Raw genomic sequence first — 26,358 nt, 5'->3', positions numbered from 1 at the left:
AAGTGATTTTCAAAAAAAAGGAATCGAATTTCACCAAGATTTCAACGGTTGTGTTCATCTTGGTCATAGTAATTATCGATGTTGTTCCAATTCTTTTGATTGTCAGCAACTCATTCAAACCTTCTTTAGATATTAAGACGTTGCCACCTAATATTATTTTCAATCCAACGCTCAAGCATTTCAAAACAGTTCTTTCTTCGGGTAATTTTGATATTTATTTCAAGAATTCATTAATAGTGGCAACGATAACAACTGCGATTTCAATTATTGTTGGCATATTTGGTGCTTATGGACTTTGGCTAGCAAGATATTCAAAGTGGGGACGTAAAGTTTCCGATTTTATATTGTTGGGAAAACTAGTTCCTTCAATTACAATTCTCATTCCTCTAAATATGCTGCTTTACTCAGTAAAATTGAATGGAACTTATGTGGGTCCAATACTTGCGCATTCATCTGTCAATCTTCCTTTTGTCATATGGTTAATTTTAGGATTTATTAAGCAGCTTCCTGCCGGTTTATATGAATCGGCTCAATTGGAAGGAGCATCTACCATCAGAATTCTTGTCAGTATATTTGTGCCATTATTACTTCCTGCTATCGGATCGGCTTTTATTTTATCAATGCAATATTCTTGGAATGAGCTCCTATTTTCATTGCAGTTGACTTCTATGGACACATATACACTTCCAGTAGGTATTGCTCGTAGTGTTGGGGCTGTTGCTATCGATTGGGGACGAGGGTGCGCCTCTGCTACTATTGCTATGCTTCCGATTATTATTATTGGTTTTATTATGCAAAAATATTTTATTGCTGGTATGACGGCTGGCGCAATCAAGGAGTGAAATAATCTTAGATGTACAGGATAGAGAATTCTAAGCTTCGTGTTATTTTTTCAGAAAAGATGGGACTTCAAGAAATTTACGATAAAGTTGCCGGTCGGAATTATATAGACTCTGATAGTAATAGTCCATTGTTTTGTATTGAATTATCAGAAATTTATAACGGAATAATTCAGAAAGGTAGTATATCAGTTACCTCGTTTTCTGCTAATAAAACTGAAGTCAATGAAAAAAATGGAAACTTGGAGATTAAATTTTTTCAACTTGATTCGCTTGATATCGATGTAATCTGTAAAATACGATTAGAAGAAATAACGGGGTTAAGCTATTGGACAATTAAAATTCAGAACCAATCTCCGTTTGCAGTTCGCAGTGTCAATTTTCCACTTATTTGTGCTATTGCACCACTGAGTGGAAATGGTACAAATGATAGGATTCTGTTGCCTAAAGCTGATGGCTATCTTCTGCCTAGTCCTCTTGTTTCAGATTGGGAAGGGGATTATCCTCATAGACGATTCAATCAGAGGTTTGCCTATCCTGGGGAAGGAAGGGAATTTCCAGAAAATATCTGTTGCCAATTATTAGCCTATTATGATAATAACGGAGGGCTATATATTGCTACATATGACGGGAATGGGCATCCTAAAAGACTTGGCCCGATAATTAAAAATGCCTGTCAGAATTTGTATTTGGACTTTTCTCCTGAACATTTATTTTCGGAAAAACCTTGCACTGATTGCGAAGTTCCATACGAAACAGTAGTCGGCTGTTTTTCAGGCAATTGGCAAGATGCGGCTGCATTGTATAAGAGATGGGCAATAAAACAAAACTGGTGCACTAAAATTCTTGCACAGCGAGATGATGTTCCTGATTGGGTAAAAAAAGGCGCCTTTTTTTTGAATTTCCGGTTGCGGTATCAGAAAGAAGGTGAGAATTATCTTCGTAAGGTTCCCGAATTTTGTAAAGAATGGCAATCTTATCTAAATATGCCGATAGTAGCTATGATGGTGGGATGGGAAAAAAATGGTGAATGGGTAGGTCTGGATTATTTTCCCCTTTATGGTGATCAGGAAAATCGCGAAATGTGTATTTCCTTAAAAATAGAGGGCATAATCCCCTTTCATTTTGGATTATCTGGACTTAAATTACCAATAAGGAAACGAATTGGAAAAGATGCTACGCAACCGGAGCTTTCAATAGATTATAACAATAGACAGAATTTCGATAAAAATTATCGATCTCAAGCAACCATAGACAGCGATGGGAACGTTATGATGGATTCAAATATATCTTCATGGGATGGTCTCCATGGTTATGCTTGTGTATCAACACATCAGGCCTATACTCAAATCGTGGAAGCAGCGAATAGACTTGTTGAAGAATACGATTCTGTTGTTGTTCAGGCTGATCAGATTTTCGGTGGGGCGGTTCCGGAATGCTATTCTGCTGAACACGGACATCCTTTAGGGCGCGGAAAGTGGCAGGTGGACTGTCTACGTAATCTTTATCAAACGACAAGAAAAACTTGTAAGGAGAAAAACAGAGATTTCGCACTTTCACAAGAATTCCCTTCAGAATTATTTATTCAAGATCTGGATATCTGTCATGGAAGAGTATCCGATCAGCCACGAGGTATTTGGGGCGTTCCACTTTTTACTTTCCTATACCATGAATATCTTTCTTGCTATGGTGGTGATTGGTCATCCCTTCTTCCGGATGACACCTGTGGAATATATACACAGGCAAACAACTTTGTATTTGGAAGTCAGTGTGCTGGATCGCCGCAGACTGCATATAAGGATCCGACAAATAAAGAACCTCAGGCATGTTCTCCAGAAATCATGAATATGGCCAAGCAAACCTGCACATTATTTCAAAAATATACCAAATACCTAGTTTTTGGAAAAATGATTCGCACTTATAATTTGGATGTTCCAGACACTGAGGTTGTATTTGTAGGTATGGATTTTTCTGGGTGGAAAAAGAAACCGATTAAGGTTCCTTCGATTCTAAATTGTGCATGGATGGCAACTGATGGAAAAATCGCGTTCTCTCTATCCAATATTTCAGATAAGGAGATCATTTTTACTGTCCCCAATTTGGGAGGCACGCAAAAAGCTATCATAGAAACTTGTACTGAAAAAATTCAATTATTCGCAGACGGCGATTATGTCTTAATAAAAATGAGATCAAACACAGCTGCAATTTTAGAATTCGAATAAATTGAATGCGTCTATAAAAATCAGATCGTTATTATTGTAACTATTGTGTGTGATTAGATCAACTGTTACAGAATGATCTATCTCTTTGCAGAAAAGCAGCTTATCTCCGGTCTGACCGCAGGTGCTGTAAAAGGTTAAATATGAATCGAATCCTTCAAAATCCAGTCTTACCCGGTTTCTATCCGGATCCATCCATTTGCAGAGCAGGCGAAGACTATTATCTGATTTCTTCCACATTTGAGTATTTCCCCGGACTGCCAATTTTTCACAGTCGTGATCTGAGACACTGGCATCAAATTGGACATGTCCTTGATCGCCCATCTCAACTGGATCTGGATGGAATTCGCCCCTCCGGTGGATTGTTCGCACCAACCATCCGGTATCATCAGGGTATATTTTATGTGATCAACACGCTGGTAGACGGAAATCAACCGTACAGCACATTTATTGTGACCACTGAAAATCCAGCCGGTCCCTGGTCTGAACCGCATTGGCTGACAGGGTCCAAAGGATTTGATCCCTCGCTGTTTTTTGATGATGACGGACGGGTCTGGTTCACAGAAAACCGGCCGGTTTTTGAGGGCTTCTACGAAGGGCACTCTGAAATTTACCTGCAGGAACTCGACTTGGAAACGCTTCAATTAATCGGGGATGCCTATTTCCTTTGGGATGGCGCATTAAAAGGCGGCATATGGGCAGAATCCGCCCATATTTATAAAAAAGACGGTTTTTACTATTTAATGTCAGCAGAAGGAGGAACTGCCCATCATCATTCGGTTATGATTGCGCGCAGTAATTCCATCACCGGTCCATATGTGGGCAATCCTGGCAATCCGATTTTGACACATCGCCATTTGGGACTCGATTATCCGATTGTCGGAACAGGTCATGCGGATCTGGTGGAGACGCAAAACGGTGAATGGTGGATGGCTTTGCTGGCGATGCGCCCCTATGGAGGATATTTTTACAATTTAGGGCGTGAGACATTCCTGGCGCCGGTTTGCTGGGAAGATGGCTGGCCGGTTGTATGTCCTGGAATCGGTCGTGTGGAAATGTCATTTCCGGCGCCTGATCTGCCAGAAACGATCTGGCCGATATTGCCGAAAACTGATCATTTTGACAGTCCGCAGCTTTCCTTTCAATGGAACTTGATTCGTACTCCTCGGGAAACGTGGTATTCATTGACAGACCGGCCGGGATTTCTGAGAATCAAGCTGCGTCCGCAGCGCTTATCCAAAAATGAAAATCCAAGTTTTGTTGGCAGAAGACAGCAGCATATTCATTTTTCAGCAAAAACGATGATGGAGTTCATTCCGGAATCACAGAATGAAACTTGCGGAATGGCGCTCATCCAAAATCCGGATTTCTATTATCTCTTTGTATTATCAAAACATGATGACCAAATAGCGTTACAGTTGATCTCCAGAGCGCATGCGCAGGAAAGCATCCTGGCGGAGAAAACTGTCTCTGAAGGACAGATTTTCCTGAAGGTGGAAGCGCATGAACAGCAGTACAGTTTCTATTATGCAGTGAATCCCGATCAATGGATTCCGTTTGTTGAAAACGCGGATGGACGAATCCTGAGCACTCCGGTTGCCGGAGGCTTCGTTGGGGCTTACATCGGCCTTTATGGCAGCAGCAATGGTTGCTTCAGCTCAAACTACGCAGACTTTGACTGGTTTGAGTATTCAGAACTGGCACAATAGGAATCAGAAATAACATGGGAATCACACCGAAACAATTCTATAAAAATTACGTTCCAATCGAAACAAAAGTGTCAGCCCTGATGGAACAAATGACTTTAGACGAGAAGATAGCCCAATTAGGCTCCTGCTGGTTTTATGAACTGCAATCCAATGGCAAACTGGACATGCAGAAAGTGCAAAAAAGATTCAGCAACGGAATCGGACAAATCACTCGATTAACCTGCACTTCCATCTTGCCACCCGTCCAGGCAGCGCAGACAGCCAATTTGCTTCAGAAAGTATTACTGGAGCAAACACGTCTTGGAATTCCAGCCATATTTCATGAAGAATGCAATTCGGGGAGCATTGCCCTGGGCGCAACGATTTTCCCGCAATCGATCGGTCTGGCAAGCACATTTCAGCCCGAACTTGCCCGGCTAATGGCTGCAGAGATTCAGAAACAACTTCGAGCCATTGGAGTCCATCAGGGACTAGCCCCTGAATTAGATGTAGCACGTGATCCGCGCTGGGGACGCATCGAAGAGACATTCGGTGAGGATCCTCTCCTGATCAGTCAATTCGGTATGCAGTATACCCGTGGGTTACAGGGAGCGGATTTCCATCATGGAATCATCGCGACCGGTAAGCATTTTGTCGGGCACAGTCTTTCCCAGGGCGGATTAAACTGCGCTCCGGTTCAAGTGGGGAAAAGGACACTCTGGGAGACCTACCTGATGCCATTTCAGGCAGCGATCCGCGATGCCGGACTTGCATCCATCATGAATGCTTATCCGGAGCTGGATGGTGAAGTCGCTGCCGCGTCAAAGAATCTGCTTACGGATCTGCTCCGCAATCAACTTGGTTTTCAAGGACTTGTTGTCTCCGATTACGAAGCAATTATTATGCTGCACACCTATCATCGAATGGCATCCAGCTGGGCTGAAGCAGCCGCAGCAGCGATGAATGCTGGAATCGATGTTGAACTGCCAACCACGAAATGTTATGCGGAAGATTTAATTCATCAGATCGAAGCCGGAATTGTCCATATGGAGCGCATTGATCAGGCTGTTGCCAATCACCTGACGATGAAATTCAAACTTGGACTGTTTGAAAATCCTTTTGTCGATGAAGGAAAGGTTCTGGAAGTCTTCGAGACACAACAGCAGCGGGATTTAGCGAAGAACATTGCAGCAAAAGGGATGGTTCTGTTAACCAACAACGGAATTCTCCCGCTTTCGAAAAACATAAAAACGATTGCAGTGATCGGACCGAATGCAGATGATGAAAGGAATCTATGCGGCGCCTATTCCTATGTCGGTATGATTGATAACTGGATTTACTCAAAAATTCCCGATTCATCTTTTATCAATCTCGATCGTGATTCCTTAATAAAGGATCAGCCAATCGTCATTACTCCGCTCAATGCCATTAAGGAAAAATTGCCGAATTCGAAAATCCTTTACGCCAAAGGATGTGATGTAAATTCACAGGATCGATCCGGATTTCCGTCAGCAATTCAGGCAGCTCAAAAGGCAGATGCAGTCATCCTGATTTTGGGAGACCGCTCCGGAATGATTCCGGATTGCACATGCGGAGAAACTCGTGACAGTGCTGATTTAAAACTTCCGGGTGTGCAGACAGATTTAGCCGAGGCAATTTTTACTGTCGGGAAACCGGCAGTCGTTGTTTTGATCAATGGACGCCCTTTGGCGATTCCAGACATCGTCAAGAGGGCTGATGCTATCCTGGAAGCTTGGATACCAGGAGAAGAAGGTGGCACAGCCATTGCTGATATCCTTTTTGGAGATCAGAATCCGGGCGGGAAACTCCCCATTACATTCCCGCGTTCCGTCGGGCAGGTTCCCATTTTCTATAATAATAAACCAGCCGGTATGAAATCGAACTGGCATATCGATTATGTCTCAGAAAGCGTCAAACCTTTATTTCCATTTGGCCACGGCTTGAGTTATTCGCATTTTCGATATTCTGACTTCTCCATCGATAAGCCGCAAGCGGGGATGGATGAAACGGTCATCATTTCCTGTACGGTTGAAAACATTGGTTCCATTGCAGGTGATGAAGTCGTTCAATTATATATTTGTGATGAATATGGAAGCATTCCGCGTCCGGTTAAAGAGCTGAAGGGTTTTCAGCGGATCAGTTTAGCTGCCGGCGAATCCAGGACCATTCATTTTCTGCTTCCTGTCAATATGCTGGCATTTTATGATGAAAATTTCGACCTTGTTATAGAACCAGGTAGAATTCTCGTGATGATCGGAAGCTCATCTGAAGATATCCGCATGCAGGGAGCGTTTGAAATCACAGGGGACAGAAAAATGATGATTCACGAACGAATTTTCATATGCCCGACAAAAGTTGAATCATAAAACAATTTACAGTTTGTAAATAAATTTCGACAAAAATATAGTAAAATATGCAATATTTCGTAATTAATCTTCTTTAGTATTAATTCCAATTTTTTCTCCTTTTTTTTATTTGATACTGCCCCTTCTTTTTCAGGGGCAGTATCAATTTTGTACAGAATCGATAGGCCCATTGCATCACACAGATCGTTATATTCCTCATTGCCGGATTAAAAAAAATCAATTCAAAAAACAAATCGACTTAAAGAATCACTCGAGAAAACTTGATATTGTGTTGTTTTGCTCGCTGGGCAAGAACAACACAATATCAAGGAATTCTTCCCATATTTCAAATCGGCTGACATAATCCTGCCGCATAGATTTTTTTGCATTTCGATTTTTTGATATTTTTGTGTTATGATGAATTCATATTTGAATAAAAATAAAGAAAGTGTTGAGTAATTTTATGGAACCAAAGCTTTATGTGGGTAATTTGTCATTTTCTACGACTGAACAAGATCTTCGCACCTTATTCAGCCAGGCTGGCACAATTAAATCAGTCGATGTAATTGTGGATCATCAAACAGGAAGATCAAAGGGTTTTGCATTTGTTACAATGAACAGCCAGGAAGAAGCTGAAAAAGCGATCCAAATGTTCAACGGGAAGGAACTCAACACTCGGACTCTGAAAGTTAACATAGCCCAACCCAAGGAAGAAAAACCGCGCACATTCAACCGTCGGCCAAATCGATACTAAAATTCCGCTGATTTCTCTGAAACGCAGTCGGCAGAGAACGGAACGCTTTCGAAGGCACCGTATTTGCCAGGTGTAATACGATAAAAATCAAAAAAAGAGTCTGTTTTACAGGCTCTTTTTTTTTTACTCTGTAATCAGACCGGGATTTGATTCATTCGAAATGCCGACTTCCTATTCAAATCAATCGGGAAAAACTTGTTATTCTCCTGTTTTTCTCAAATAGTGTCCTGGAATCTATCTACTCCAGTTGTGGAAAGATAGCCACACGAAAAGAGATTGCTTCGTCAGGCTGGCGCCTTCCTCGCAATGACAATTTACCATGTGTATACCCTTGAGTATCTCGAATTAATGTTCTGTAATCACCAAATTTGAGCGTAAAATTGGACTTTTTCCAAAAAGTGAGAAACTCAGGTACTATTCAAATTGATCGGGAATAACTTGTTATTCTGATTTGCATTGCTAATCGAAATTTGGTATGGTTGAAAGATACAGCGTCAGCAATTCCAAATATGGAAAGAATTACTGATATGAAATCCAATCTGTTCCGCACTATAATCATTAAATACAGCCAATTTTCTGACAGAATTTTCCTATTCACATAAACCTAATGAAAAACCATCGGGATTTATAAAATACAGAAGGAGCATTTCATGAGAAAAATCTACAGTCCGATATTTATTCTGAGACCATTCGAAAGAGGAATTCAAGAACAACTGGGAAAATACCGTCGCTTTGTGATGCCAGGTCTTGGCTTTCAAATCCCGATTGTTCATATGATCCGAATTCGCGATGTACGTGAACATACCATGGATATTCACCCGCAGCCGGTAATCACAAAAGATAACGTGGAAATTCAGGTGGATGGAATTATGTGGGTGCGACCGACGATCGAGGAAGAAGCGATCAAAAAGACATTTTACAACATCGACGACTGGAAACGGGCGATCATTCAGTTGGCAATGACCAACCTGCGACAGGAATTCGGCGATCTGACACTGGATGAAAGCCTGGTTGCACGCGAAAAAATTGCGACCAACTTACAGCGGATCCTCAACACGTATGCGGTGGAATGGGGATTGACCGTCAGTAAAGTAGAAATCCGCCTGATCGATCCGCCGGAAGATATTAAAAAAGCGATGCATAAGCAAAAAACTGCAGAACAGGAACGGCGTTCCATGCGGCTCCTGGCAACGGGTGAATTTGAAGCAGCTGAACAGCACAAACTGGCAATGATCCAGCGCGCAGAAGGCGAAAAAGAAGCTGCCATCCAGGTCGCGACCGGAAAGGCGGAAGCCATCCGTCTGGTCAATGAAGCCGCGGAAAAATATTTCACAGGCAATGCGCAGATTTTGAAGCAATACGAAATGACGGAAAATTCCCTGCAGAAAAACGCCAAAATCATCCTGACGGATAAAGGCATCAATCCGACGCTGCTGCTCGGCAGTCTGCCGATTGATTCTGCTCATGAGAATGACAAGCCCGCGAAGTAATTACTATCTGAAATTTGCGGATCAGACCCGAGAATTGGGAGGGATTCATGTTTTTTTGTTTACATGAAAAAAGAAAAACAAGATTCCTCCATTAATTCGAAAAACCGGCAAATATGATAAATTATTGAAAGACAGGCATAACAAATGATCTTCAAAGTGAGGTAAATATGAAGATCATAATGATCTATCCGGAATTTCCAGATACATTCTGGAGTTTCAAACACGCTCTGAAGTTTGTCAAAAAGAGAGCGGCATCTCCCCCGCTGGGATTATTAACGGTCGCAACCATGCTGCCAGACACCTGGCAGCTTCGGCTGATCGATCTGAATGTAACAACCTTGTCCGCATCCGATCTGCGATGGGCAGATTACGTCTTCATCAGCGCCATGATCGTCCAGCGGGAATCGGTCAAGGACATCCTTTCACGCTGCCAGCAGGCAGGCGTCAAAACAGTTGCCGGAGGACCGCTCTTCACCATGGAAGCGGATCACTTCCCGGAAGTCGATATTCTGGTACTGAATGAGGCGGAATTGACGCTGCCGAAATTCGTGACGGATCTGGAAAACGGAACCCCTCAGAAAGTCTATTCTGCCACTGAATATCCGGACATTCATCAGACACCCATTCCGCTGTGGAAACTCGCTGATCTCCGACATTATGACACAGTCAGTATTCAATTTTCACGTGGCTGCCCTTTCAATTGTGATTTCTGTAATGTGACCGCATTACTCGGGCATGTTCCCAGAACCAAAACGGCTGGTCAGATTGTCGCTGAGCTGAACAGTTTATATGCGGTCGGATGGCGTAACAACGTTTTCTTTGTCGATGACAATTTCATCGGTAACAAAAAGCTGCTGAAATCAGAAATTTTGCCGGCATTGATCGAATGGCGCAAAGGTAAAACCGGATTTGCTTTCAGCACGGAAGCCTCCATCAACCTGGCGGATGATCCTGAGCTGCTGACGCTGATGCGGAAAGCCGGATTCACTACCGTTTTCATCGGCATCGAGTCACCCAACGAGGAGAGCCTCGCAGAATGCAGCAAGACGCAGAACCGCGGACGCAACCTGATGGAAAGTGTCAAACGCATCCAGCGTGCCGGATTGCAGGTGGAAGGCGGTTTCATCGTCGGATTCGATCATGATTCGCCATCCATCTTCCAGCAGCAGATTGAATTTATCCAGAAAAGCGGCATCGTGCTGGCAATGGTCGGGCTGCTGCAGGCTCCACGTGGCACAAGTCTGTACCAAAGGATGAAAGCGGAAGGCCGCCTGACGGATGAAATGACCGGAGACAACGCGGACGGTTCAACCAATATTATCCCAAAAATGGGACTTGAATTGCTGCGGGAAGGTTACCGTAGTGTTGTGACTTATTTGTATGAACCCAAACAGTATTATGAACGCACGATCACATTTCTTAAGGAATATCGGTCGCCGGAAATCAAAATCCATTTCGAAGCGCAGTATATCCTGGCGCTCGGCCGATCGATCTATCGGCTCGGCATCCGCGGAACAGAACGCTTCCATTATTGGAAGCTGTTCTTCTGGACATTGTTCCACCGTCCCAGGCTTTTCCCGCTGGCAATCACGCTGGCAATTATGGGATTCCATTTCCGCAAGGTAGCCGCGTTTCCTTCCCCCTGACAGGGAGAAGGGCGCCTTTCGAATTGTCCATCGATGTTATCGTAGGGGCGACCGGCCGGTCGCCCCTACATTGCCACCATTCCCGTAAAATGGCATCTTCCCGATTTCTATCTTTCAAGTGGTAAACATCCGGGCGATCATACCTGATAAACATAAGGCGACTATACCTGGTAAAGTCTAACCCTATCAGTGACAAATGCCCGAGGTAGGCATTTTGTTTTTAATACTTGATCACCACGCAGCAAGCGTTGAGCCGGTCGGGCATGTCTTAATGCCCGAGGTGGGCATTTTGTTTTTAATACTCGGTGCAGCTTCGTGTAACGCTTTTCGCTCAGGTGTCTTAATGCCCGAGGTGGGCATTTTGTTTTTAATACAGGACATACTGGGATAGATTATGCGCTGCCGATGGGAACAGTCTTAATGCCCGAGGTGGGCATTTTGTTTTTAATACTCCAGCATCGTCCCAACGTGTAGATTCACAATACTGTAAGTCTTAATGCCCGAGGTGGGCATTTTGGTTTTAATACTATGATTATGCTTTGCTTGGGACATCTCTTAGTAGGAAGTCTTAATGCCCGAAGTGGGCATTTTGTTTTTCATACTAAGGCGTTTGAAAACTATAAGCTTATTTGAGAGATAGACGTCATAATTGTATTTTGCGATAATTTGACCGATCAAAGAGCAATTAAGGGGGAGATCAACCTGGCTTTAGGTGGGCTGAATTACAACTTATTCTTGAACAACTTGCATGAGCTATGGAATTGAAAACGGTCTGAAAAGGATGGCGGTATTTGGCTTTCAGTAAGTCGTGGAGTATTAATAGGGAACGATGCTTATTAGTAATAAGAAGTACAATATTCATGGCAATCGAATAAGATAGACGAATAATCGTGTTTTAATGGGTCTTCGTGATTGATTAAATTCAAAGGCGATCATATAAAAAACCGTTTATATTCCACATGCAACTTTATCGAGAGTGATTTGTTTTGGATGAATTTGAATGAGCGTCAGATCTAAACGCATTTTGACAATCATTTCTTGATGATTTCTCCTTAATAGATAAATCATTTGGTAATCGTGCGATAGCGTTAGATGTTTGTAATCTATTATCTTGGTCTCTAAGAGAAGAGGCGTCTTCAATCCTAGTAATTGCATTTGCTAAAGGAGGATCTTTTAACTGCCGCTTTTCTAGCGTTATTATTTGCTCCGATGTGTTACCTAAAAGGGAAGAATCTTTTTCACAAATTTCTTTACAACGTTTGGAAAAGCGTTGAGCATTTGCTGTGATTCCTAGTTCATTTTCAACACGATGTATCTCACCCGAACCTTTGTGTATGCTTGCAGGGATAGCTACTGCCTGACCATCTTTTCCAATATGATGATGAACAAGCAATTCATTTTCATATCCCTTATATTGAGGAAAGTTTTTTACAAATTGGGAGTCAACCTTTGGGGACTGATTGTTATTTATTCGGATCATATTTTTTTTACTAAAGTACTCAGGGTGGTTATGAAGTAAGTTCTCGAAATAATACGAACTATTTCTATCCCAGCCTTGCGAGTTAGAACTAGAATGATAATCACCGTTATACCGCATCGAGACCAGTAAATCATCTGGATGATTTAAGGAATAGGGTTTTCCTTCGGAATTCAATCTTTCAGCTTCTAAATCTTGTTGCGAAATCCCGGTGTAAGCATGTATCTTCATCATTCGAAAGCCTCCATTGTGCTAATTACCTCAGCTAATGAATAAGAAAGCAATATTTCTTTCTTTGTATCTGACTCATAACAAAAAGTTTTTAAATCCGAATTATCATAGAATATATGATAACCATCATCATTATAATAGTTAGCACTTCCTATCAAAAAGGTTTTCGAGTGCGGAAATACAGATTGTGCATCAGAATACTGGCGAAATATTGTCCGTAATATTTCTTCTTGTGATGATAATGGTTGAAAGTATAAATAGACACCACCATACTTTCCTGATAAATTTAAGAATAAAAACGTCGTGTAGTATTCTCGCAGTTCTTTACTAATCATAAAACCGACTTTTCCCTCTATTTCGTTCCAAGGTAACGCGATATTTTGAAGCTGAGGTAACCATTCAACTTCCCCTTCTTCATTTGATTTTGACACAAGAAGCTCTTTATTTAAGCCGTTTGTGAAAGTAACTGTTGGTTTAGCTCCGTACGTTTGCTTACTAAAGTTTATTAACTTTTTGAAGTATTCCTCAAAAGCGTTCTTCATATCTTTCATACTGATTCATCCTTTCTTGCATATGCAAAAGACAATTGTTTTTAATACTTCTTGTTGCTGAGAATTTGGTTATTTTGCCGTTATAACAAAGAAATCTTAGCATTGCATCATCAGAATTTAATTTACCCAACTTACTCGCCAATCATATACATTCTTTCCGGTATTTGTAAGTTAGATAATTACGACCGTGTCCATTGATACGATAAAATTTTCACCAAAATCTGCTCAATTTCTACCAGCTTGATTTGAAACATATGTAATCCATTGACTATTGGGTGACCAAGATGGTACTCTTGACCATTTGCCTGAATCCGTGTATGCAAATTTTTTTTACTCTTACCACCTTTATCCATGATCCATATTTCAATACTCTGACTTTCCTCATTCGATTGATATACAATCCAATCGCCAGATGGAGACTAAGCAGGCGCATAATTTTCACTGGAATTTCCTGCTACTAATACTGGAGAATCACCATCTACAGTAGAAATATAAATGAAAGTTCTTTCGCCTTCAAATTCTGCATATTTTTTTTCTTTGTCTACATTTTGTACTCCAAAGTAAAAGACATTGTAACTACTCAGGCATAGAGCTAAATGCACGTAAATATTGTCAAAATCGTAAAACGCAGGCACAATTAGGCGATGGAACCATTCCAGTTACCCAGTGATGAAGAAATCGGCGCGGCCTACGATGAAGGCAAAGCTGCCGTAGTGGCTTTATTTCATCGCACGGTGGGTCAGTTAGCCGCGCGAGTTCAAGCGCTGGAAGATCGGGTTTCCAAGAACAGTCGGAACAGTGGCAAGCCGCCCTCCAGTGATGGATTGGCAAAACCTGCCCCAAAAAGCCTCCGGAAACGGCATGGGAAGAAAAGCGGTGGACAAGCGGGTCATGAAGGCAACACCTTGAAAGCGGTTGCCCATCCCGATCACATCACCGTTCATCCGGTGCAGCAGTGCCAACATTGCCAAGTCTCCTTGGAAGCGGTAACCGTCAGCGGGATTGAAAAACGTCAGGTGTTCGATCTACCTGAGCCACGGATGGAGGTCACCGAATATCAGGCGGAGATCAAGTACTGTCCTTGCTGTGGTGCAAGAGAACCGCGGGTGCTTTCCCTTAGCGGTGACCCAACCCGTCCAGTATGGCCCTGCTGCCCGTGCGCTGGCGGTCTATCTGAATCACTACCAGATGCTGCCCCTGGAGCGGGTGCGTGAGACCTTTGCCGATGTGTTCGACCATTCCCTAGCGGAAGGGACGATCTTCGATGCGGGGCAAGCCGTGGCCGAACGGGTGGCTCCATTCAATGAAGCCATTCAGAAGCACTTGGCCGAGCGAGAAGCCGTGGTGCATTTCGACGAAACTGGCACCCATATCAACGGGAAGCTGCAGTGGTTTCATTCGGCCAGTACCGCGCGGCTCACCGCCTATGCCTGTCACCCCAAACGGGGGCAGGAAGCGACAGATGCCATCGGAATCTTGCCACACTTACACGGGCGGGCCATCCACGACGGGTGGAAATCCTACTTCCGCTATGCGACCCTCCTGCATGGGCTGTGCAATGCCCACCACCTGCGGGAACTGCTCTTCCTGATGGAACGTTACCCTCAGGCGTGGGAACAGGGCTTGCTGGACTTGCTCTTGGAGATTAAGCAGAGCGTTGACCAGGCACGCGATCAACGGACCGAGTTGTCGCCCACTCAGTTGGCTGACTTTGACCAACGATATGATCGTCTCATCGAACAGGGACTGCAAGCCAACCCCTTGCCCGAAGCAGATGCCCAATCTCCGAAGAAACGCGGTCGAACGGCTAAAAGCCCTCCGCGAAACTTGTTTGAGCGGCTGCTCGATCACAAGGACGCTGTGCTAGCGTTTATGTACGATTTTAAGGTACCGTTTGACAACAATCAGGCGGAACGCGATTTGCGCATGATGAAGGTCAAACTAAAAGTATCGGGTGGGTTCCGATCCGATCAGGGTGCGAAGATTTTTTGCGAGGTTCGGGCTTATCTGTCCACTGCGCGGAAAAACGGCCAGCGTATGCTGGCTGTCCTTCGCTTGGCCTTGGATGGAAATCCTTACTGTCCTCGTTTCGTCTCGCTTTCTGCCTGAGTAGTTACGTTTTCTTTTTAATGTTTCTAATTAAATGTAAAAGACCCGATTAGACCATCAATAACTGCCAATAAAAAAAACAGCCCAAAAATAATCAAGAAAATTACACATCCTTTTCTGCAGCTTGGTTTATTAATTGGGGCGTTGGAAGGAAAGATTTGCCACGGACCGAAAATTATTGATCTGATATTTCTATTTGTTTTTACAGGTGCAGGGACCGGCTGTGGGGGAATTCGTACAGGTGTAGGGAACGGCTGTTGCGGAAATCGTACAGGTGTTGAGAACGTCTGTTGAGGAATTGGGGGCGAGATTTTGTTTGTGTATCGTTGATCGGCCGCACACCAGGGGCAGGTGGGCAATCCATTGCGATACTGATGAGCGTTATGGCTCGGGCAGGTCTGTAAGGACTGCTCATACCTGCCCAATGCAGCATGCCACTCCACTGCATTCGGTCTTTGCTTGGGATCCAGCTTTCCAAGCATGAATGCGCGAGTAAACAGATCGGCAATCTCCTCGGGCAAAGTATCTATAGGTGGTACGGCTACTGCTTGCGGCTTATTACCAGGTTTGAAGCAATAGTTATCGTGCTTAATGGCATTGTTACCGACCCCAGGCGAAGCCGTTGAGTCTTGCGCTGTTTCTGCTATCCCGTTGTACGGGGTATAACCGTTCATTAGCAGCTTGAAAATATGAATGGCCAGCGCAAAATTGTCGGTCTGTTGAGTGAAGGTGGGCAGTGGTGCAGTGGCATAAGCATCTTTGGGGTAATTCTCGCACGCTTTCAGTAGTTCAGGTGCCACATAGCCATCCAGGCAAACTATGCAGCGATATGTATTGCCTGTCTTCTGATCCAAAATATGATACGAATCGGTGTCCAGAAAGGCGACTTTTCCTGTAACCAGGTTGACGCCAATATTCAGAGGGTTGAAGTCGCCAAATACATATCCTGCTTTATGCACCTCAGAGATGACTGCACATATATTTTGGGCAACGCAGATCTTTTGACTGATGCTAACGTTCTTATATTTCTGTGGCGGATATTCATACAACTCTTTCAAGGCGACATCAATATTCAGTCTAGGCATAATAAAACCGCAGAATTGCCCAGAAGTCTCATAAAGAACATCTATCGGCCAGGCTACTTGAGCCAATACCGCCTGGCTAGGTGGCCGGTTGACCATGATTTTGAGCTTGCTTTCCAGTTCAGGGGAAACGCGGTCCGAGTGATAGATTTTCGCTACTTGGTTAGGTTGGTTGGAAATATTGTAGATCTCCCCTTCACCTCCATTGCTGAAAGGTTGCCCTTCTAGTTGATATTGTTGTCGATTCAGCCCTTGTACCATACTCATCTGTGTCCCCCTTATTTGCCGGGTTATTATTTTTCTGATTTCGAAATTGTTTTTTTGAGTAATCTATGATCTTTCTATGCAGCCCTATATCCTCTTCTTCTTCCTCAACGATTGGGCTATTTAGTTATCTGTTTCTTCAACGAAAATTTCCTGGGTAGTTGTCGGATTCTTGATTTTCGTATTATCAGAGGTGGCTTGATCGTTGTTTGTCTCATCCGTAAACAAATGAGGATAAGCCTCTCTCTTCCAAGCCTCATTTCTTTTACGCTTTAATTCTGCCCAATCCACTTCTAAATAGTATTCAGGCGGTTGCACTCCTGCTTTTACGGCTGTATTAACTAGAACTGCAATTGTCTTATCATCATTAACCTGCGCATCAGGAATATTGCATATAAACGTCAGGATTCTATCCTGTGTTGCTCCTTCTCCCACTTCATCAATATGTAAGCTATTATTGTCCATTAAGTAACGAGCCAAGGCCACATATATATTTACTTTCTCATCTCGCAAATATATGGGAAAAAAGGTTTCTAACATCCCGTCAGTAGCTAGTAATACACTGGCTACGTTTTCCACCGTTCCAAACTCCCATTTTTCTTTATTGTAAGTAAACGGAAAAACAAACCCATAATCATCACGCTGCTGTTCAGTAATTTTGTTATATAATCCATTCAATTTAAGAACAATTATTCCACTATCCCCGGCGTGACCATAATAAAGGTCATTACTAACCATCACAGCTAATGTTAAGGTTGTCCCATACTGATAAAAATCGTTTTCCTCTTTCGTTGCTTCGTCTTTAATGCTGTTTAGCGCCATTTCAAATGACGATCGAATAACATTAAGAATAGCTTCGCCACTGTCTTTCTTACTGATATTTGAATGGCAATAATTAACAGATGTTTCGGCAGCTATTTTCGAGGCAATATCCGAATACTTTTCACTACCCAATCCATCCGCAACTGCTGCAATTACAATATCATTAGAAATCTTCCCAATTTTGTGCACATCTTGGCATGGAGTATTTGTTTTTATATGGCGAGTACCTTGAGTTGTAATTCCATAAGCATAAATCATTCTAACCTCCGAAAAGCCTTGTATTGTGTTACTTTATTAAGCTTTTTTGAGTCCGCTTTTTCTTTTTTGAAATTGCGGACTCAAAGAGAATTACTCCATCCAACGGGTAGTATCTTTGTCTACAGACTCCGGAAGTGGAATGCCCTTCGGTGTTTCGCTTGGAGCGGACTCTGAAATAGACCGCATACTTTTGTGAATCCAATCGAAGAAACCTGTAAAATCATACCCCTTCAACTTCATCACCTTTTCACCTGAGAGTTGATGAAGCACTTTTGGATCATAACCCTCAACACCGAGTGAGAAAAATTTCAGTTTTCCTTTTTTTTCCATATCATGGATTGTGTTGGCAATCTGATCAACGTTTCCTCCATAGCCATCACTTATCATAATAATCCAGGGTTTGTATGGTTGTGTTCCAGACCGTCGATAGAAGCGCGACCGTTCGTTTACCATCTCAATGGCTTGAGTAATCGCTGGAGCCATTTCTGTACCTCCTCCAGCCGCCAAATTAACCGGCTTCATGAAACCAACTGGCACGAATTCTTGCTCCACACGCGGAAGGTCATTGAAAACCACAATCGCAATATCTAGGAGATCCTGCGTCGCCTTATCCTGGCATACATCTGATTTAAACTTATTTAAGCCTTCATTTAGCTCTCTTATTGGTTCTCCAGCCATGGAACCAGATATATCCAACAAGAGTAAACATGCCATATGTGGTTCATTTGCATTGATTATTGGTGGCACATCATCATTGAAGTACTTTTGCTCTATCATTGTCCTGTCCTCCATATATCCTGTTATTAATTTGGAATCCGCCAAAAAGATTCCATCACAAGTAATGAAAATCATATTCTCCATCAGGTGATAGTTGTATAAGCGAGTTCGCCTGATGCTTTACTAATTATATATACTTCGTTCGTTTGCATCCTGTTAATTGCCTCAGGCTTCACAATATTCTCCCTTTTTGCACTAACACTAGCAGTATTAGTAGATCCTACACCATATAGTCCTGTATAATTTGTGTTTTGGCCGTAAGTAGTACTGATCTCATATTTTTCATACGTACCAATAGCATCAGACCATTTTTGACAGCTAAAAGCTGAAGTATGCCGAAATATCACTATCTTGGATGTTTTCCCAATAAAGGAAAAGAATGAATTTTCATTACCGCCGAATGATGCAAAAACATCATCGGATGACAAAAGAAGATTACATTTGCTTCCACTATTCTTTTCTAGATTTTGTAAAACATCACTTGCCATTATAGGAATATTATCGAGAACGATAAAAACTTTACGCCCTTGTGAAACCAAATATTCGGCCTCATTCAGTATCATGTTAAGTAATAATTTGTTTGTACTGGAAACAATGTCTAATAAAATAATTCTCCTATTTTGCGCTGAATTCCTGATATTAGTTGCCTTGTTCAAGTTGGACTTTTTCGTAAGTATATACCTACTTTGGTTGCCGAATTCTGTAAAGAAGCTATCGATGTTACCTCTCTCAACTTCTCCCTGCATAATTTGGGAAATAATTAACTGAGCTGAATTTCTGTCAATTACGCCTTTCTTTTCGGCCTCATTAACATCATCAATTAAGGTAAGATGAGGGCATGTGATATACATGTTACAGTATGGCTGAATTTTATTTGCCTTAATAAAATTCGTAATTCCTTCGATATAATACTTTCCCTGTCCTTTAATTTCATAACCTTTTGATGTAGACGCTAAAACTAATCGACTGATCTCAGCACTGGATAGACCAAGAAACGGGTCATAAAAAGGATTGTTCGAATTGATAATGCTGACATTGTTTATGCTAAAATAATTAACAATAAGTTTCTCAAGCAGTTGGTTTGAAACATGTAAAATGATTACTGAATAATTCTGAATATATGCAGATCTGACTGCGCCTAATATTGCGCGCGAACGATACATTAAATCGCCACCAGAAACTGCCATATCCGCGAGTTGTTCGGAATCTTCAAAAAAAGCCTCTATTTGACTAGGCATGTAATAGGTAATACCCTGATTTTCGGCGTTCAGCTTATCAATACGTTGAAGCGTCGTCTTTGTACTATGATTATTAATTATTGAGTTGACAAGTCCAATTACATCCCAAAAACCTGAACCATTTCCCATGTTATTTTCCCCCATTTGTGTAAAGATCAAATTGATATTTAAATGGTTTTTCGAATGGATAACCTATAACTGCCTCGCCAAGTTTCAGTTCTACCAATTCCCAGTCTTCCACTACATTTGCATTTCTTCTTTCCTCGTGTATGGAGTTTGTGATAGTTTTATACTGCTCTAGAACAACATTTTTCCCATAAAGATTAGTTATATATTCGCGAGTATTTACATCATTTGCCTTGAATGCAAATATTGTCGAGAACCCTGCAGCAATATTCTTCCCTCGATATTCATCGTAGATTTCAGTTAATTGATTTATACTCTGCAAGCCGGCAATAACTTTAACACCAAGACTTCTGCCAAAATTGACACCATCCTCAATATGCTGTAAATAAGGCAGTAATTTAAATTCATCACAAATTAAAAAAACATTTCCTTCATGATTACTCCTTCCTAAAGCTTCTTTCAAGGCCAAGTCAAACAATAAGCTATACATGGGCGCAAGTATATTACCAAGTGATAGATCGTATTCAATATATAGAACACGTCCGCCTTTTTCCTTAACAAAGTCCCTGATCGAGAATAAGCCTCTATCGGCAAAAATGCCAGTAAACAACTTTCTAAATGTGCCTAATAGTTCTGCATACACGCCTAAGGCCTGACCTCCTGTTCCATCTCCTATATAACTCAACACAGAGGATAATGACGGCTGCGTTTCAATTGCCCTCTTTATATCCATAATAGTTGATTCATCGAAAGATCTTTTAAGCTCTGAATTGTAAAAAAAATCCTTTATATAATTCGGATCTTGCTTCCCGTTTTTTAACATACACATTACAACTGAAGTAAATAAATCTCTTGCCGCATTGGGGAAAAATGGGTCCTTGCTTTTTTCAATTGACTCGCGAAAAATTGACCAGGAAATTTCTTGGGCGTTTTGTTCGATTCGCTCGTCATCCCACCCATCTGCAACAATTTCTTTGAAAATATTCCATTTACTTGAACGTGCAACGTAACAAAAAGAGTTCCCAATGAGCAAATCATCACCCTTGCCGAATAGATTTAAAAAATCCCCTTTTGTATCAAAAATGATCATCACATCTTTAATGGATATTTTTTTCTTAAGTTGTGATACGATATGATAGAAAACATTGGATTTTCCACAACCTGTACCCCCGATCAACAAAAGATGTTTGCTCAAGATATCTTCATCTAGGGTTATTCCTGAATTTTGAGCTTTATACTTACCGGGAATTGAAATAAGAGGATTGGGAACACCATGTACAGGATTTTGATCGAGAATGGAACTGTGTAAAGGTGTGTAATTAATATCCAATGTAATTCCTCCTCCATTATTCGATAATTTGGTAATTAAGACCGCCAATGTTGATTCGTTAAATTGTTTTTTGTTGGGCTCAATTCATAATACTGGAAAAACAATCTGATAGAATTCAATAACGTTATAATATCATGAAGATAGTTGTTATCGTTTTGCTTAATTTCAGTTCTTTTTGCTTTTGGAGATTCTTCAAGGAATTCTTTTTCATCCTCAATATCAGCAAGTAATAAACAAATAATTGCATTTGCTTGTTCAGAATTAATTAACGATCTGTCTACTTCAATTTTTGCCAGAGTATCACTAACTATGGATCTACTTATAGGGGATAGCTTTTGAATAACCCGCTGATAACATTCTATTATTAACCGCCATTCATCCTCTTTAATTTCATATTTCATAAAAGTTCCTATAACCTCCCTTTTTCAAAGATCAATAACGAAAGTATTTCTTCGTTACAGGGAATAGAGTCTAGATATACGTAGCAATTCAAAATATTGACCTGTCTTTCGAATAAAAATTGAAAACTATTTTATTGTGTTAAATCGGTGCTGCGTGCAAAAAAAACCGACATCAAATAATCCTTTCCTCATTTCGAATCGTCAGATCACTATTCAACCTTGGAGCAGTTTTTCCGTAATTTGTAGATTAGAGGAAATTGCTATCTCGGTTCTTTGTGAAAATTCAATCATACAAAAGGGAATTTTTTTATTTTTCTTTTTGCAAAGCAAGTTTATAGAATGTTCTGTCATTGTTATCAACATAGAACAATCATATTCTGCTTACAATCACATGTCAATATTCTATGCTTGAGAAGAGATGACTTGCTGCTTTCTATCAGCAATAAAGATGATGAATGTCCTTTTTAGTTTCCGGAAAATCGTTCAATTCATCTCACTTAATTGCAGAAATCCTGCATCAGCGAAAGGTTGCAGAGATTCAAATATTCAGAGGTTTAAGGTTGCATGCATTACCATAAAAACATCTTTTTCCTTCTCTCTGACAGGGAGAAGGAAAAAGATGAGGGTTGTATGGATATGACAGTTTGTCTTGTTGCGATGAAGACCGGCCGGTCGCCCTTACTTTGTTCGAAACGATCTATTTCATTTTGATAAAAATGGAACCGGTACGCCGCATGTAGTCCTTGTATTTATTGCCGAAGGTATCGAGCATCATTTTTTCTTCCCCCTTCACACGCAGCCGATAAAACGGGATAAACAGCAGCAAACCCAGCGGTCCTGCCAGCCAATTCTGCAGCAGCAGAATCTGCGCCAGACACCACACCCACTGACTGGCATACATTGGATGGCGGATATAGCGGTAAATGCCGGTGGTAACCATTGTATGTCCTTGATATATCTCCTGATAAGGAGTCCAGTTCTTTTTCAGATCGACATGAGCGCGCCCGAATATGATCACAGCACACACCAACAGATATATACCCACACCCCCCATCCAGCCAGGCAGATGATAGTCGGCAAAATCCAGCCAATCGGTTACGGAATAGATCACCGGCAGATATAGCATTCCTAACGCCAGGGACTGGAGCAATATCTTCTCCTGCAATGTACTGCGTTTTTCCACCTTAGGTGTTTTCCGCCAATTTTTCCGTAACGGCCAGCGGATAATCATCTCGATCAGCATTCCCGCCCAATAGACAATTTTCAATAATCCCATAACAATTTTCCTTTATATTCATTTACCGATTTTTAACAGTAATTCGAAATATGAAAAAAAATTCTTGATTGATTCGAAGAGTTTCTCTCATTATCGAAAGGCTAACCAAAATCTCCGATCATCGGTTTGCTGATCAGATTAGGCATTGGTATTGAAAGTATCCAACAATGCCCGATACATCGATTCAACCGGCGCTTCCAATCCCGTCCAAAGTGTAAAACCGATCGCGCCCTGATAAACCAGCATGCCCAGACCGCTGATAATTTTTGCGCCATGTTTTTCAGCTTCCGTCAAAAAGAGTGTATTCGATGTCGGAATGACATCACAAACCACCATGCCTTCACGCAGTGAATCGTATTCGATTTCCGGTTTTTGATCGACGTTGGGATACAATCCGATGGAAGTTGCGTTGATCAGAATGTCAGTATCCTGTGGAATTTTATAGGCATCCACCCATGGAATATAGTCCGCCTGTACCGGCGTTTTCTCGTTCAGCAGCTCGCAGAGCGCCTTGCCGCGATCTTCGGATCGGTTGACGATGCTGATCTGCCTGGCGCCTGCCAAAGCAAGTTCTACTGTGATGGCACGCGCAGCGCCACCCGCGCCGAGAATGACAACGCTGGTTCCCTTTGGATCCACGTGCGCATCCTGCACCAACGCTCTCATGAAGCCCTTTCCATCGGTATTTTCCCCGATCAGCAGATCATCCTTGCGGACAACCGTGTTAACCGCTCCCATCAGTGCTGCATCCGGTTTTACCACATCCAGATATTTCAGAACTTCGACCTTATGCGGAATGGTCAAATTTATTCCACGCATCTGAAATGCTCGCAAGCCTTGCATCGCTGCGCCTAAATCCTCCGGCAACACTTCAATCGTCAAATAGCGCCAATTCAAATTCAGTGCCTGAAAAGCTGCTTCCTGCATAACAACTGTCGGATTTTCGGCAACCGGATGTCCGAAAACACCGACCAGTTCCGCTTTGTAATTTGGATTTACCATTGTGAATTTCTCCTTCGATGTTTCCCATTCGAATTCTTTATTATTATCATCAAATAACATTCCATTTTTGCTACACACCACAATCAATTATTATAAATTTCATTAATGCTACTTTCACATCCAGTAATTCCTACGAAAATTGAATTCAATTTTCATTATCGGATGTGCAATTTCTTTCTTCTGTTGTTCGAAATATGGATTGATTTTTCGAATAAATTAAGAAAATTTGTTGTTCTTATGGTTCTACGCGAAGCGCAAAGCAATAAGAACAACAATGAATTTTTTCATATTTCGAATACCTGTTTCACAACCATTCCCACGGTGCAGCTTCGAAATTTAAATGTCAAAACCTTACCATATACCGGGGAACAAACGAAAACGGACTTTCTTGGCATAGTCCCGATATCCTTCCAATTCATTTTGCAGCGTACGATCCTCAAGGCTGGTGCGAATCACCAGGATCGCAAAAATGATGAAAGCCGGGATCAATGCCCAATAGGAATTTAAGAGAAAAGGCGTCACGAAATAGGATATTCCAGCGCCAGTATATCCCGGATGGCGGATGATTTTATAAGGGCCATCGGAGATCACATGATGACCGCGATCTGTCTGGATGCGTACAACTCCAGAGAAGAAAGTGTTGACGATTAATGCCCATGAAGAGAATGCAATTGCTGCAATCATCAGTACCAATGCAATTACATTGACCGACAAACTGAATGCTTGTGTCCAGTGAAAACGGGCATCCAGGCCTGCAGTGATCGGAATCAGAGCGAATCCAAAAGCAGTCAGTGGAGACAATATTTTATCCCATGATTTTGTGTCTTTCTGGTTAAAATAATTCGATCGCTCCTTAATGATGCCGGGATTTCTCCGCTCTGCAACCACACGGCTGACAACAAACGCCAAAATTTGAACGATGGCATACAACCAGGCTTGCCACCAATTTCGTCGGCCGGAAAGAATCAACGGCGAAAACAGCAAAAACAGTACGATTGCAACCATAACGACAACCAGCAGACCAGGATTTTTCTTTGGGATTGAATTCATTTGATCCTCCAAGCCAGATATTGGAAATTCTCCATGTCCGAATCGGCATTCTCAGTATCGATAGCTATAAAAAATGAAATACTGGCTTTTAATCACTCTATCATAATAGTGGGAACTGTTGCTGTTTATTTTTTCCAACGCTGCAATGATATTTTACTCGCATATCAGCAGTAATAATTCGAAATTTGAAAAAAAATATTGTTGGTGTAAAGTTTTTACGCGGAGTGCAAAAACATCACACCAACAAACAATCCTCTACATATTTCGATTTTCTATGCATAAATAAAAAATGTGTTTCTGTCTTCTATAGTATCAAAAAGGCAGAAACACGATTGAACCATTCTCATTGCACCTGCAGCGCAGGAATTTTCGAGGAAAGTTGATCTTTTCGAGAGTTTACTTCATCAAAACGAATCACTTTTTACTTTTTTGCATCGATGAAATTCATCTCCCAAGCTCCGGAACCGTAAATCTGGAAAATGCGGAATTTATTGTCGATTAAAGATTTTCCTTTGTAAGGTCCAGCTTGATAATAAACCTGTTTGTAACCGGAATAACCTTTCACATCTTCGGAATACTGATACAGTTCAAAATAATCATCTTCATCATAGGACATTTGAAGGATTCGTCCCGGATTTTCAACAAAGACCACAGAAGTTCCCTCTCCTTTAACAGCTACTGGCGCTGTATACACTTCAGCATCCAGAGGCAGAAAAGTCAATGTAAAATCACCAGGATAAGAGACTTCCAGATAGTCGATCTGTTCAATTTCGTTGCCGCCATAGTAAAAACTTCCCTGGTAAGTACAATAGCGATTGAATACATCCAGGACTTCATTATCAGCACCATAAAGCGTAATTTTCATATAGGCATACTCATCTTCACATGGTACCTCAAAATCAATGATCGGATAATCTTCAGCCATGATCGGACCAACCAATACATCGTCACCGGAGCCGGTGAAGACGATCGGTTCTAATGCAGCACCGGCAGTTTCTTCTTCAACTACAGGTTCCGCCTGAGGTGCGATACTGAATGCCATTGAAAAAATGGCTGCAAATATAAGCAGAAAAATAATTTTTTTCATGTCGGTCTCCTATTCACTTTTTTTCACTTCGATCGTCTAAATGAAACAGGGATGGAAGATTTTGTTACAAATCTCTCTCGTTATTAATGAGTATACTGAAATGAATTCGTCTATACAAGAGCGATTTTTTATTAATTTCGTGTAAGATTTTTTGAATAAGGAATCGATTGATGTAACTCATATCACAATACATTGAAATCATCTTTTTTTTTACATCATTAAACAGGAATTCCAAATTTATAAAGAATTCATAGTTGTACTTATGGTTTTGCCAA

At 41.6% G+C, this 26,358-nt stretch carries 19 protein-coding genes and 1 pseudogene; 8 read left to right on the top strand and 12 right to left on the bottom strand.

Annotated elements, in window-relative coordinates:
• Positions 1-2: 2 nt before the first annotated feature.
• From ATC1_RS06145 to ATC1_RS06115, 7 genes are all read left to right on the top strand, one after another.
• On the top strand, positions 3-842 hold the full coding sequence (locus ATC1_RS06145; protein WP_201777249.1) for a carbohydrate ABC transporter permease: 840 nt from the start codon (positions 3-5) through the stop codon (positions 840-842).
• A gap of 11 nt (positions 843-853) precedes the next feature.
• Positions 854-3,061: a DUF6259 domain-containing protein gene (locus ATC1_RS06140; RefSeq protein WP_062279363.1), complete on the top strand. Its 2,208-nt coding sequence runs from the start codon at positions 854-856 to the stop codon at positions 3,059-3,061.
• 140 nt (positions 3,062-3,201) lie between these two features.
• Positions 3,202-4,767: a glycoside hydrolase family 43 protein gene (locus ATC1_RS06135; RefSeq protein ID WP_062279361.1), complete on the top strand. Its 1,566-nt coding sequence runs from the start codon at positions 3,202-3,204 to the stop codon at positions 4,765-4,767.
• A 14-nt stretch (positions 4,768-4,781) separates the two neighbouring features.
• The gene (locus ATC1_RS06130) at positions 4,782-7,133 is read left to right on the top strand and encodes a glycoside hydrolase family 3 N-terminal domain-containing protein (protein ID WP_062279360.1); all 2,352 of its coding nucleotides are present in this window, start codon (positions 4,782-4,784) and stop codon (positions 7,131-7,133) included.
• Positions 7,134-7,575: 442 nt separating this feature from the next.
• Positions 7,576-7,866, top strand: a complete 291-nt coding sequence (locus ATC1_RS06125; protein WP_062279358.1) for an RNA recognition motif domain-containing protein — start codon at positions 7,576-7,578, stop codon at positions 7,864-7,866.
• A gap of 650 nt (positions 7,867-8,516) precedes the next feature.
• Positions 8,517-9,356, top strand: a complete 840-nt coding sequence (locus ATC1_RS06120; RefSeq protein ID WP_062279356.1) for an SPFH domain-containing protein — start codon at positions 8,517-8,519, stop codon at positions 9,354-9,356.
• A 167-nt stretch (positions 9,357-9,523) separates the two neighbouring features.
• Positions 9,524-11,002, top strand: a complete 1,479-nt coding sequence (locus tag ATC1_RS06115; RefSeq protein ID WP_062279354.1) for a B12-binding domain-containing radical SAM protein — start codon at positions 9,524-9,526, stop codon at positions 11,000-11,002.
• 967 nt (positions 11,003-11,969) lie between these two features.
• Here the strand turns inward: ATC1_RS06115 and ATC1_RS06110 are convergent.
• Together ATC1_RS06110 and ATC1_RS06105 are read right to left on the bottom strand one after the other, a co-directional pair.
• Entirely contained in the window at positions 11,970-12,713 is a 744-nt protein-coding gene (locus tag ATC1_RS06110; protein ID WP_062279352.1) for a hypothetical protein, read from the bottom strand.
• Complete coding sequence (locus tag ATC1_RS06105; RefSeq protein WP_062279350.1) at positions 12,710-13,261, bottom strand: SecY-interacting protein Syd; 552 nt, start codon at positions 13,259-13,261, stop codon at positions 12,710-12,712. The genes ATC1_RS06110 and ATC1_RS06105 overlap by 4 nt, the downstream gene beginning before the upstream one ends.
• 644 nt (positions 13,262-13,905) lie before the next feature.
• Between ATC1_RS06105 and tnpC the strand changes: the two are divergent.
• Positions 13,906-15,370: pseudogene (tnpC, locus tag ATC1_RS14590) on the top strand (IS66 family transposase).
• A 26-nt stretch (positions 15,371-15,396) separates the two neighbouring features.
• Here tnpC and ATC1_RS06090 read toward each other — a convergent pair.
• From ATC1_RS06090 to ATC1_RS06045, 10 genes are all read right to left on the bottom strand, one after another.
• A complete protein-coding gene (locus tag ATC1_RS06090) occupies positions 15,397-16,719 on the bottom strand; it encodes a hypothetical protein (RefSeq protein WP_062279347.1) in 1,323 nt (440 codons plus the stop codon).
• A gap of 120 nt (positions 16,720-16,839) precedes the next feature.
• Positions 16,840-17,796, bottom strand: a complete 957-nt coding sequence (locus tag ATC1_RS06085; protein ID WP_062279346.1) for a protein phosphatase 2C domain-containing protein — start codon at positions 17,794-17,796, stop codon at positions 16,840-16,842.
• A 90-nt stretch (positions 17,797-17,886) separates the two neighbouring features.
• Positions 17,887-18,573 carry a vWA domain-containing protein gene (locus ATC1_RS06080; RefSeq protein WP_236688120.1) on the bottom strand — a complete coding sequence of 229 codons (687 nt, stop codon included), beginning with the start codon at positions 18,571-18,573 and terminating at the stop codon, positions 17,887-17,889.
• Between the two features lie 83 nt (positions 18,574-18,656).
• A complete protein-coding gene (locus ATC1_RS06075; RefSeq protein ID WP_062279343.1) occupies positions 18,657-19,940 on the bottom strand; it encodes a hypothetical protein in 1,284 nt (427 codons plus the stop codon).
• A 1-nt stretch (position 19,941) separates the two neighbouring features.
• A complete protein-coding gene (locus ATC1_RS06070) occupies positions 19,942-21,267 on the bottom strand; it encodes a type IV secretory system conjugative DNA transfer family protein (protein ID WP_062279341.1) in 1,326 nt (441 codons plus the stop codon).
• 35 nt (positions 21,268-21,302) lie between these two features.
• Complete coding sequence (locus ATC1_RS06065) at positions 21,303-21,668, bottom strand: hypothetical protein (protein ID WP_062279339.1); 366 nt, start codon at positions 21,666-21,668, stop codon at positions 21,303-21,305.
• Positions 21,669-22,365: 697 nt separating this feature from the next.
• Positions 22,366-22,944, bottom strand: coding sequence for a protein-S-isoprenylcysteine O-methyltransferase (locus ATC1_RS06060; RefSeq protein WP_062279337.1), 579 nt, complete (start codon positions 22,942-22,944; stop codon positions 22,366-22,368).
• Between the two features lie 138 nt (positions 22,945-23,082).
• The gene (gene aroE, locus ATC1_RS06055) at positions 23,083-23,946 is read right to left on the bottom strand and encodes a shikimate dehydrogenase (RefSeq protein ID WP_062279335.1); all 864 of its coding nucleotides are present in this window, start codon (positions 23,944-23,946) and stop codon (positions 23,083-23,085) included.
• Positions 23,947-24,297: 351 nt separating this feature from the next.
• Positions 24,298-24,996: a methyltransferase family protein gene (locus tag ATC1_RS06050; RefSeq protein ID WP_062279334.1), complete on the bottom strand. Its 699-nt coding sequence runs from the start codon at positions 24,994-24,996 to the stop codon at positions 24,298-24,300.
• 421 nt (positions 24,997-25,417) lie between these two features.
• Positions 25,418-26,083, bottom strand: coding sequence for a hypothetical protein (locus tag ATC1_RS06045; RefSeq protein WP_062279332.1), 666 nt, complete (start codon positions 26,081-26,083; stop codon positions 25,418-25,420).
• Positions 26,084-26,358: the final 275 nt, after the last annotated feature.

It is taken from the genome of Flexilinea flocculi (assembly GCF_001192795.1).
GTDB lineage: Bacteria > Chloroflexota > Anaerolineae > Anaerolineales > Anaerolineaceae > Flexilinea > Flexilinea flocculi.
This window is presented reverse-complemented; position numbering and strand designations above follow the sequence as displayed.

Excerpts from the sequence above, each read along its gene's own strand:
- ATC1_RS06080 (WP_236688120.1), bottom strand. The coding sequence starts at position 18,573 with ATGATAGAGCAAAAGTACTTCAATGATGATGTGCCACCAATAATCAAT.
- ATC1_RS06130 (WP_062279360.1), top strand. The coding sequence starts at position 4,782 with ATGGGAATCACACCGAAACAATTCTATAAAAATTACGTTCCAATCGAA.
- ATC1_RS06120 (WP_062279356.1), top strand. The coding sequence starts at position 8,517 with ATGAGAAAAATCTACAGTCCGATATTTATTCTGAGACCATTCGAAAGA.
- ATC1_RS06140 (WP_062279363.1), top strand. The coding sequence starts at position 854 with ATGTACAGGATAGAGAATTCTAAGCTTCGTGTTATTTTTTCAGAAAAG.
- ATC1_RS06065 (WP_062279339.1), bottom strand. The coding sequence starts at position 21,668 with ATGAAATATGAAATTAAAGAGGATGAATGGCGGTTAATAATAGAATGT.
- ATC1_RS06085 (WP_062279346.1), bottom strand. The coding sequence starts at position 17,796 with ATGATTTATGCTTATGGAATTACAACTCAAGGTACTCGCCATATAAAA.
- ATC1_RS06090 (WP_062279347.1), bottom strand. The coding sequence starts at position 16,719 with ATGAGTATGGTACAAGGGCTGAATCGACAACAATATCAACTAGAAGGG.
- ATC1_RS06045 (WP_062279332.1), bottom strand. The coding sequence starts at position 26,083 with ATGAAAAAAATTATTTTTCTGCTTATATTTGCAGCCATTTTTTCAATG.
- ATC1_RS06110 (WP_062279352.1), bottom strand. The coding sequence starts at position 12,713 with ATGATGAAGATACATGCTTACACCGGGATTTCGCAACAAGATTTAGAA.
- ATC1_RS06060 (WP_062279337.1), bottom strand. The coding sequence starts at position 22,944 with ATGGGATTATTGAAAATTGTCTATTGGGCGGGAATGCTGATCGAGATG.
- ATC1_RS06135 (WP_062279361.1), top strand. The coding sequence starts at position 3,202 with ATGAATCGAATCCTTCAAAATCCAGTCTTACCCGGTTTCTATCCGGAT.
- aroE (WP_062279335.1), bottom strand. The coding sequence starts at position 23,946 with ATGGTAAATCCAAATTACAAAGCGGAACTGGTCGGTGTTTTCGGACAT.
- ATC1_RS06075 (WP_062279343.1), bottom strand. The coding sequence starts at position 19,940 with ATGGGAAATGGTTCAGGTTTTTGGGATGTAATTGGACTTGTCAACTCA.
- ATC1_RS06115 (WP_062279354.1), top strand. The coding sequence starts at position 9,524 with ATGAAGATCATAATGATCTATCCGGAATTTCCAGATACATTCTGGAGT.
- ATC1_RS06125 (WP_062279358.1), top strand. The coding sequence starts at position 7,576 with ATGGAACCAAAGCTTTATGTGGGTAATTTGTCATTTTCTACGACTGAA.
- ATC1_RS06105 (WP_062279350.1), bottom strand. The coding sequence starts at position 13,261 with ATGAAAGATATGAAGAACGCTTTTGAGGAATACTTCAAAAAGTTAATA.
- ATC1_RS06050 (WP_062279334.1), bottom strand. The coding sequence starts at position 24,996 with ATGAATTCAATCCCAAAGAAAAATCCTGGTCTGCTGGTTGTCGTTATG.